The following is a 5,138-nucleotide window of genomic DNA, read 5'->3' on the forward strand; positions in this document are numbered from 1 at the left end:
TCGGGCATCTATCGCGGGACGAAGTCGGCCGAGACGACGCTGCAGATCAGCCAGCTTTTCGAGCTGTTCGGCAAGCGCGAGGCCCGCATCGCGGCCGGCCAGGCCGGCGTCAACGGGGCGACGATCGAGCGGCAGACGGTGCGTCTGCAGATTCTGTCGGAAACGGCCATTGCGTTTCTGAACGTGCTCGGGCTGCAGCGGCGGATCCAGATCCTCGACGAGCAGGTCGCCGCTCTTGAGCGGCTGACGCCGTTGCTTCAGCGCCGGGTCGATGCCGGTGCGTCGTCGCCTGCCGAGACCGGCCGCGCCGAGGTCGCGGCGGCCCTCGTTAAGGCCGATCGCGAGCGCACCAAGGCGAACCTAGCCAGTGCGCGCCGCGAACTCGCTGTGCTCATGGGCGACACTTCCCCAAAGTTCGGCAACGTCTCCGGACGGCTCGACGCCACCACGCGCGCGCCGTCGTTTCAGACGGTGATCGCCGCCATCGACGCCAACCCGCAACTGGTCCGGTGGAATGCGGTCTATGCGCAACGCAACGCCGAACTGCTGCTGGCGCGGCTCAGGCCTTATCCTGACGTTCGCCTTTCGGCCGGATGGCGACACTACAACGAGACCAACGACGACGCGGTGCGGCTCAGCCTAACGGTTCCGATACCTATCTTCGATCAGAACCAGGGCAACATCCTCTCGGCACAGCAGAACCTCGCCAAGACGCGGGCGGAACGCGAGGCGAACCGCAACACGCTGATCGTCGTCGCCGGCCGGGCCTACGACAACGTGCAGGGCTCGCTGCGGGAACTCGCGATCCTTCGCGACTCCGGCATCCCAAAGGCCCAAGCCGCTTCCAACGAGATCGAACAGGGTTACGGCGCCGGGCGCTTCTCGCTGCTCGAAGTGTTGGACGCACAGGCCAACGTCACCCAGGCTCGTCTGCGGGAGCAGGAGGCGCTGCAGAACTACCACGTCGCCGTTGCCACGATCGAAGGACTCGTCGGCAATCCCTTCGCTCTGGCGCGGGAGAGCGCACGATGAAGACTTCGAGCGCAATCGTCCTCGCACTGGTCGCGGCCGCCGCCGGCGCCCTCGGCTATCGCATGCTGACACCCAAGGACGCACCCGCCGCGACGCAGCAGGCCGCGAAGCAGGACGCGAAGGAGGAGAAGGCCGGCAACGAGCACGCCGAGAAGGACGAACATGGCGCCGACCGCATCGTGATCAGCGATGTCAAGTTGGCGGCAGCCGGCGCCACCTTCGCCGAAGCGGGCCCGGCGACCCTGACCGAAACCTTGTCGTTCAATGGCGTCCTGCGCGCCAATCAGGAGACGGTGGTCCAGGTCACGCCGCGCTTTCCCGGCATCGCGCGTGCGATCAAGCGCCGGATCGGCGACGTGATCGGCAAGGACGATCTGCTGGCATCCATCGAGAGCAACCAGAGCTTGACGGTCTATGATCTCAAGGCGCCGATCGCCGGCACAGTGATCGACCGTCAGATCTCACTCGGCGAATACGTCTCCGAGCAGAAGCCGTCGTTCGTCGTGGCGGACCTGTCGACGATCTGGGTCGACTTGTCGATCTACCGTCAGGATCTCAGGCGCGTACGGATCGGAGACGAGGTCCTGATCGATCCGGACGACAACGCCGGCGATATCAAAGGCAAGATCTCCTACCTGGCGCCAGTCGGTGCGAGTGAGACCCAGACAGCTATCGCGCGAGTGGTATTGCCGAACCCGGACGGACGGCTACGGCCCGGACTGTTCGTGACGGCCCGCCTGATTCTTGCCGAGCGGAAGGTGCCGGTCGCCGTCCAAGCCGGCGCGATCCAAACCTTCGAAAACAAGACCGTCGTATTCGTTCGCGAAGGCGACGACAAGCTCGAAGCGCGGCCGGTGGAACTCGGGGACGCCGATCAGAAGTTCGTGGAGGTTCGGGCGGGAGTAAAGGCGGGCGAGAAATACGTGGCGCAAAACTCATTCGTCGTGAAGGCGGAGATGGGCAAGGGAGAGGCCGAGCATGATTGAGCGCCTCATCGAGTTCTCCATCCGCCAGCGTTGGCTGGTGATCCTGTTCGTGCTTGGGCTTTTGGCCTTCGGCGGCTGGAATTTCACCCGGCTGCCGATCGATGCAGTGCCCGACATCACCAACGTGCAGGTGCAGATCAACACGCAGGCACCGGGCTATTCGCCGCTGGAGACCGAGCAGCGCATCACGTTCCCCGTCGAGACGGCAATGGGCGGGCTGCCCAAGCTCGAATACACCCGCTCCTTGTCGCGATATGGCCTCAGCCAGGTGACGGTCGTCTTCCAGGACGGCACCGACATCTACTTCGCGCGCCAGCTCGTCAACGAGCGGATCCAGCAGGTTAAGGATCAGCTTCCCGCCGGAGTCGAAGTCGCCATGGGCCCCGTCGCGACGGGCCTCGGGGAAATCTTCCACTATTCGGTCGAAGCCAAGCCGGGTGCGAAGGCGCCGGGCGGCAAGGAGTTCACGCCGAGCGATCTGCGGACGATCCAGGACTGGATCATCAAGCCGCAGCTCCGCAACGTGCCGGGCGTCATCGAAGTCAACACGATCGGCGGGTTCGAGCGTCAATTCCACGTGCTGCCTGATCCGGGCAAGCTCATGGCCTACAAGCTCGGCTTTCGCGACGTGATGACGGCGCTCGCCGCCAACAACGCCAATGTCGGCGCCGGCTACATCGAGAGGAACGGCGAGCAGTACCTGGTCCGGACCCCGGGCCAGGTCGCCAACATTGCCGAGATCGAGGACATCGTCATCGGCTCGCGAGGCGGCGTACCGGTCCGGGTGAGGGACGTGGCCCAGGTCGCCGAAGGCAAGGATCTCCGCACCGGCGCAGCGACCCTCAACGGGAAGGAGACGGTTCTTGGTACCGCCATGCTGCTGATCGGCGAGAACAGCCGCGCAGTGGCGCAGCGGGTTGCGGCCAAGCTGAACGACATAGCCAAATCGCTTCCGGACGGCGTCGTCGCCCGGGCGGTCTATGACCGGACCCACCTCGTCGACGCGACGGTCAAGACGGTCGAGAAGAATCTCGTCGAGGGCGCGATCCTCGTCATCGTCGTGCTGTTCCTCATCCTCGGCAACTTCCGGGCAGCCCTGGTCACGGCCTGCGTCATCCCGTTGTCGATGGCGATGACTGTCACCGGCATGGTCGAAACGAAGGTCAGCGCCAACCTGATGAGCCTCGGGGCCATCGACTTCGGCATCATCGTCGACGGTGCAGTCATCATCGTCGAGAACTGTCTCCGATTGCTCGCGGAGGCGCAGCATGAGAAGGGCCGGCTGCTGAGCCTGGAAGAGCGGCTGGAGACGATCCGCAACGGCTCGGCAGAGGTCATCAAACCGAGCCTATTCGGAACGCTGATCATCGCGGTCGTCTACCTGCCGGTGCTGACCCTGACAGGGGTCGAAGGCAAGATGTTCACGCCGATGGCGCTGACCGTGCTGATGGCGCTTGCCGCAGCGGCGCTGTTCTCGGTCACCTTCGTGCCCGCAGCCGTCGCGATCGTGGTCACCGGCAAGGTGTCCGAGAAGGAGAACTTCTTCATGCGCGGCGCCAAGCGCGTCTATCTGCCGCTTCTAGACCGTGCGATCGCCTTCCGGGGCGTCGTGGCGGTCTTGGCGGTTGTGATCGTCGGCGCGAGCTTGTTCGCCGCGAGCCGCATGGGTGGCGAGTTCATCCCGAGCCTCGATGAGGGCGACGTCGCTTTGGCCGCGATCCGGATTCCCGGAACGAGCCTGACGCAGTCGCTCGATCTGCAGATGGCGCTGGAAAACAGGATACAACAACTGCCCGAGGTGAAGGAGTTTTTCACCCGGACGGGCACGGCTGAGGTCGCGACCGATCCCATGGCGCCGTCGATGTCGGACGGATACGTCATGCTCAAGCCGCGCAGCGAGTGGCCGGATCCGGAAAAGCCGAAGGCTGAACTGGTCGAGGAGATCGAGAAGGCCGCCAACGACATTCCCGGCAGCAATTATGAGGTCTCGCAGCCGATCCAGTTGCGCGTCAACGAACTGATCTCGGGCGTCCGCAGCGACGTCGGCATCAAGATATTCGGGGACGATCTCGACGTGCTGCAAGGCGCGGCCAGCCAGGTGCAGTCGGTGATACAGGGCATCCGTGGAGCTACCGACGTCAAGACTGAGCAGGTCGCGGGCCTGCCAATCCTCACCGTAAAGCTCGACCGACGGGCCCTCTCGCGCTACGGCCTCAGCGTCGGCGATGTGCAGAACATCGTCGAGATCGCCGTCGGCGGAAAGAGCGTCGGGAAGCTGTTCGAAGGGGATCGTCGTTTCGACATCGTCGTCCGCCTTCCGGAGCGGCTGCGCGGCAACATCGAGGCGATCCGCGCGATCCCGATTCCCTTGCCGGCCGAGGAGCCCGGTTCGGCCACCATCACCAAGACCGCCTTGGCAGGGACCGCCGGAGCTCAGCCCCGCTACGTTCCGCTGTCGTCGGTGGCGACTGTCGATTCCGCGCCTGGTCCGAACCAGATCAGCCGCGAGAACGGTAAGCGGCGCATCGTCGTGACGGCCAACGTCCGCGAGCGTGACCTCGGTTCGTTTGTGTCGGAGGCGCAGGACGCGGTGGCGCAAAAGGTCAAGCTGCCGGCCGGTTACTGGATCGGCTGGGGAGGGCAGTTCGAGCAACTGGTCTCGGCGACCAAGAGGCTGACCATCGTCGTTCCGGTGGCCCTGCTGCTGGTGCTGCTGCTGCTCTTCATGAGCTTCGGATCGATCGCCGATGCGCTTCTGGTGTTCAGCGGCGTCCCGCTGGCGCTGACCGGCGGCGTGCTGGCGCTGCTGCTGCGAGGTATCCCGCTGTCGATCAGTGCGGGCGTCGGCTTCATCGCACTCTCCGGCGTCGCGGTGCTCAATGGCCTGGTCATCATCGCGTTCATCGAAAAGCTGAGACACGAAGGAAGGTCCGTGCTCGAGGCCGTCCATGAAGGCGCGGTGACCCGCTTGCGCCCCGTGCTGATGACGGCGCTGGTCGCCTCGCTGGGCTTCGTTCCCATGGCGATCGCGACGGGCGCCGGCGCGGAGGTGCAGCGGCCGCTGGCCACCGTCGTCATCGGCGGCATCATCTCCTCGACGATCCTGACGCTGCTGGTGCT

3 protein-coding genes are annotated in these 5,138 nt (G+C 65.0%); all 3 read left to right on the plus strand.

The features are described 5' to 3' along the window. Positions 1-1,032: divalent metal ion exporter subunit IhpA (gene ihpA, locus AX729_RS20780; RefSeq protein ID WP_061026239.1), on the plus strand; the 1,032-nt coding region annotated here is incomplete at its 5' end. Next, positions 1,029-2,018 (plus strand): divalent metal ion exporter adaptor subunit IhpB, encoded by a 990-nt coding sequence (gene ihpB, locus AX729_RS20785; RefSeq protein ID WP_061026240.1) that lies wholly within the window; start codon positions 1,029-1,031, stop codon positions 2,016-2,018. The genes ihpA and ihpB, both read left to right, overlap by 4 nt. Then, on the plus strand, positions 2,011-5,138 hold a 3,128-nt coding region (locus tag AX729_RS20790), incomplete at its 3' end, for an efflux RND transporter permease subunit (RefSeq protein ID WP_061026241.1). The genes ihpB and AX729_RS20790, both read left to right, overlap by 8 nt.

Origin of the sequence: Bradyrhizobium sp. CCH5-F6, assembly GCF_001556045.1 — a bacterium.
GTDB lineage: Bacteria > Pseudomonadota > Alphaproteobacteria > Rhizobiales > Xanthobacteraceae > Bradyrhizobium.